Origin of the sequence: Pseudanabaena sp. 'Roaring Creek', assembly GCF_001402795.1 — a bacterium.
Lineage (GTDB): Bacteria > Cyanobacteriota > Cyanobacteriia > Pseudanabaenales > Pseudanabaenaceae > Pseudanabaena.
This window is the reverse complement of record NZ_LIRE01000382.1, coordinates 1-3,935: the sequence shown is the minus strand read 5'-3', so window position 1 is coordinate 3,935 and position 3,935 is coordinate 1. Positions and strand designations below refer to the sequence as shown.

At 44.0% G+C, this 3,935-nt stretch carries 5 protein-coding genes; 3 read left to right on the top strand and 2 right to left on the bottom strand.

Annotated features, from left to right (window positions below; all coding sequences use genetic code 11):
• Positions 1–192: 192 nt before the first annotated feature.
• Positions 193–792, top strand: coding sequence for a heme-binding protein (locus tag AC805_RS12995; RefSeq protein WP_055075833.1), 600 nt, complete (start codon positions 193–195; stop codon positions 790–792).
• A gap of 105 nt (positions 793–897) precedes the next feature.
• On the opposite strand, the gene AC805_RS12990 is transcribed toward AC805_RS12995, so the two are convergent.
• Positions 898–1,248, bottom strand: a complete 351-nt coding sequence (locus AC805_RS12990; RefSeq protein ID WP_055075832.1) for a hypothetical protein — start codon at positions 1,246–1,248, stop codon at positions 898–900.
• Between the two features lie 329 nt (positions 1,249–1,577).
• On the opposite strand from AC805_RS12990, the gene AC805_RS12985 reads away from it, so the two are divergent.
• Positions 1,578–2,222, top strand: a complete 645-nt coding sequence (locus tag AC805_RS12985) for a Mo-dependent nitrogenase C-terminal domain-containing protein (protein WP_055075831.1) — start codon at positions 1,578–1,580, stop codon at positions 2,220–2,222.
• A gap of 81 nt (positions 2,223–2,303) precedes the next feature.
• On the opposite strand, the gene AC805_RS12980 is transcribed toward AC805_RS12985, so the two are convergent.
• Complete coding sequence (locus AC805_RS12980) at positions 2,304–2,897, bottom strand: YdcF family protein (protein WP_055075830.1); 594 nt, start codon at positions 2,895–2,897, stop codon at positions 2,304–2,306.
• Between the two features lie 244 nt (positions 2,898–3,141).
• Between AC805_RS12980 and AC805_RS12975 the strand changes: the two genes are divergently transcribed.
• Positions 3,142–3,756, top strand: a complete 615-nt coding sequence (locus AC805_RS12975) for a DUF3611 family protein (protein WP_055075829.1) — start codon at positions 3,142–3,144, stop codon at positions 3,754–3,756.
• Positions 3,757–3,935 lie beyond the last annotated feature (179 nt).

The window sequence follows — 3,935 nt, the reverse complement described above, 5'->3', positions numbered from 1 at the left end:
AGCTTGTCTTAAGCATTATGGCGATCGCCAATCAAGCTAATTAGACCAAGCTAATTAGACCAAGCTAATTAGCTTGGCGTAAGTAAACTTAAAACCTAGAAGAGCATACCGCCCGCGCAGCGGGCGGTATGCTCTCTGGTTTTGGTTTTTAATTATGCCGAACTACTTAATTAGAAACGATACAATAGAGATATGAAATTTCCGACCTTACTGATTGTTTTTGGTGCGCTCTCAATTCCCCTTGCATTATTTGCTGTAAAAAAAGCTATGTCCGCTCCTTTGCCTGTAGGATTTCCCGCTCCAACTGCCCACAATACGATCGAAGTCAAACAATATCCCGCCTATCGCGCTGGCACTTATACCTATGAAGGCAACCTCGGCGAAGCTACTAGGTATGCCTTTAATCCCTTATTTCGCCATATCAGTAGCAACAACATCTCTATGACTGCGCCTGTAGAAGCCCGCTATCCAATCGACGCGATCGAGCAACCAATTCAACAGGGCAAAGCCAAAGTTTCATTCCTATACAACAATACGACAATCAATCCACAAAAAACATCTCAAGACGTACAGGTTGAAAATCATCCGCCCATGCTCGTTGTAAGTTTAGGATTGCAAGGAGCCTATGACTATGAGAGTTATCATGGACACCTTGCTAAGCTGAAGCAATGGCTAGCCAACCATCCAGAATATGAAATCGCGGGAGAGCCGAGAGAGTTTCTCTATGATTCACCCTATACGCCTGCACCGTTAAAAAGGCGGGAAGTTCAAATTCCCATTCGTCAGCGTTAATTTTTTCTTCAAAAGATGAGTGGCGGCGCTTGCGCCGCAACTCATCTTTTGGCGTATAGCAAGATAAAAGCCGCTATAGATCATAGGCTTTGGCTTCACAGAATATCAACTTCCCCAGATATAAATCGCTCCATTCTCCATTTTTAAAATTCTCGCTCTAACTCCATTCATATCTTTCTCTCCCCATTGTTGGTATGCCAATCCACCCCGCTCATCAGTATAGACAAAAGGACGTTCGGGAATGGGCTTAAAGGAGTCGCTTACGCCATCTTCCCATTTCACGGTAATAGCACCTTGACGCATAGAAAAAATACAGGGCATCGAAACCTTAGCGGTTTGGGAGCTATTTGGGAAGTACTGACAATAGGCTTTACGGCTGTCCGCTTGTGCAGAGAAGGAACTCCCCAGAGTAGCGATCGCGGCAATTGCCCCAATGAGAATCGATTGACTTTTCATATTTACACCTTGTGGTTTTACTTATTCTTAACTGCTCAGTCGCCTTGAACTAGCCCTTCAGCGTAAAAGCAAATTACATCTTTAGGGCTACCCTCGATTTGCTAATAAGGTAGGAAGACACCAAAAAGTTCTAACTGTTCCTTTGCATTAGGACAAATCAAAACCCAAGAATTAATTGGCGGTGCTTTGCACCGCCAATTAATTCTTGGGTTTTATGTCCTAGTACACTTGGCGACAGCTATATTTATTAAACATTCCTTAATACCGTAACAGTCGAAATTCAAGACAAAGCAGCCTATGATCTTAGTCAACCTGTAGACTGACTTGTTATGCAAACTAAACCTATTTATACACAAGAACAGATTTCAGCTTGGTTGCGAGGACTCATGAGTGTTGCCCTCGCAGACAATGATTACAGCGAGCAAGAGCGTACACTTTTTGACCAAATCAGCCATAGTGAGGAATGGGGTGAGGAGGTCACGATTCATAATTTTGAGCCTATTAACGCGCAGGATTTAGCCGATGTGTTAGGAAGCGATCGCGAAGTTGGGCAAAACTTCCTCCGCATGGCAGTTATGATGGCTCTTGCCGATGGCAAGTACACGGATACAGAAGATCTTGTTATTCAGGGATTTTGCAAGGCACTAAAGCAAGAAGTCAAAGCGATCAATGACCTGCGCCAAAATCTTGAAGCCGCTTCCCATCACGACGAACATCATCCTAGCGTCCTTGAGCCAGTCAAAGAGTGGCTCGATCGCATGGATATTCACGATTCGCGCCTTGCCAATCTAATCTGCAAGATTGTTCCTGCTCAATGCCCCTTTGAACGAGATATTGTCCTGTTTGGCAAGAAGATTATGCATATTCCTGCCATGTGCGAAATTAATCCTCTCTACGATCAGTTGGTAGGCTTGCGCTTTCGATCGCTAAGTTATCTTGCCGATAAGGGCGAAGATGTTTCTAAGTATTGTTAAATCTTATTGTGAAAGCTTATTAAACCTTGTTCATCCTTAATTGTTGACCCCTAATATTATCTTCTAATTACCTTCTAAATATTAGCTTCCTGTGTCTTCATCTTCTTCAGGGCTAGGAGCTGCACCTGTTTGCCCCGTGGCAATCCATAGGATCGAGCGTCCGCAATCGCGCAATATCCTCAGCCAAGATTCGCGAGGATTTTTGGTGGGTACGGTGATCGGTGTTGTAAAAATGCTGCGGCTACCGAATACAAATGCAGCGATCGCTCTAGCGCGAGGCATATGAAAGTCACCCGTAATGAGATAGGTATGTTGAATTTTCAGATTGTTAAAGTCATCGACTAAGGTCGTAAAATTGGTGACCGTATCGGTAGCGCGGCGGTCTAGATGTACTCTTTCTTCAGGAATTCCCGCTTTCTGAAAAACAACTTCCGCATCTTCGTCATCGATCCCACTTGAGAGCCATAGATCTAAATTGGGATAATTTTTGGCAAACTTTGCCGCAAACTCTTCCCTACCGCGACCGCCACCTAATATCAAAATCGCTTGGGGCTGAGGGGCTTGGGCATAGGCGATCGCGAGCTTAATCGGAATAATGCTCGATATTAATAATAAAAAGATAATCGAGATAATGGCGATCGTCTTTGTTCGGCGCTTCGGCTTGATTGGTTTCATAGATAGACTAAAGCTTATCTAAATATTTTCGATGTCTTAGCTCGCTGATTCTCTATACTCAATCACGATATTCACGATATCAGTTGCTAGCTATGATCGAATATAACAATCCTAAATGGTTTGTGGAAGCGCCCCAACAGGGCGGCGCTTCCACTTTTGCCGCAAGCAAAATGAAAACTGCTATATGTAAGCCATAGGATATGCTAAATTCAGCCATAATGCACCATCGCTCTACCAGACAGTCATGCCCAGAGAATTAAAAAACGCCAGTAAAGAAGATAATAGTGACGTTTCGCCCAATGTATTGCGCGTTGTTTTAGCATTTCGACGTTGGGGCTGGGCTGCTTTCTGGACACAGGTTGTATTGTGCGTAGTTTCATCGGTTGTCTTACTCCAACTTTTTTTGTTTCCTAGGACAGGTCAGCCAGTTAGCCCAACGGGATTGGATACTAGTCCCGCGACATTACCAGGACTGAGCTTTGCTTGGGTCGGTGTGGCCGTATTAGGCGCGAGTATTTTCTGGAATTATCGTTATACGCAAATGGCAAAAAAGCTGCGATCGCCCGATCGCCCAACCAAAAGCCAAACCATATTTCAAATCAAAATCGGTTTGATTATTAATCTGATTGGTATGTTTGTAACTTTACTGGGAGCCTTTGCGATTATTGGTGCTTTAACCCTGAGAGCAGGACAAGGGCAAGTAGGAGTAATTGGAGCAGGCAGCTTTAACTCCGTAATTCAGCCGCTTGACTTTCAAATTATTCAGGCTAGTTTCAATATTATCTTTGCCCATTTTGTAGGACTAGTTGCCTCGCTCTGGCTGCTTAACAAAGCCACCGACAAACCCAATCGCGAATAAAGGTGAGCCTAATTAAATATAAAACCCTAAAACCTGCGGCGCACGCTGCGCGTGCGCCGCAGGTTTTATACCAATTCCCAAAATGGCAACGCTATTCTGGGAATTGGTATAAAACCTGCCTTTGGTGGGTTTCTGTGCTTGGCTTTATAATAAGTAGATATGAAGAAATGTAAATAGTG

Coding starts and splice junctions, on each gene's coding strand:
- AC805_RS12995 (WP_055075833.1), top strand. CDS start 193: ATGAAATTTCCGACCTTACTGATTGTTTTTGGTGCGCTCTCAATTCCC.
- AC805_RS12990 (WP_055075832.1), bottom strand. CDS start 1,248: ATGAAAAGTCAATCGATTCTCATTGGGGCAATTGCCGCGATCGCTACT.
- AC805_RS12985 (WP_055075831.1), top strand. CDS start 1,578: ATGCAAACTAAACCTATTTATACACAAGAACAGATTTCAGCTTGGTTG.
- AC805_RS12980 (WP_055075830.1), bottom strand. CDS start 2,897: ATGAAACCAATCAAGCCGAAGCGCCGAACAAAGACGATCGCCATTATC.
- AC805_RS12975 (WP_055075829.1), top strand. CDS start 3,142: ATGCCCAGAGAATTAAAAAACGCCAGTAAAGAAGATAATAGTGACGTT.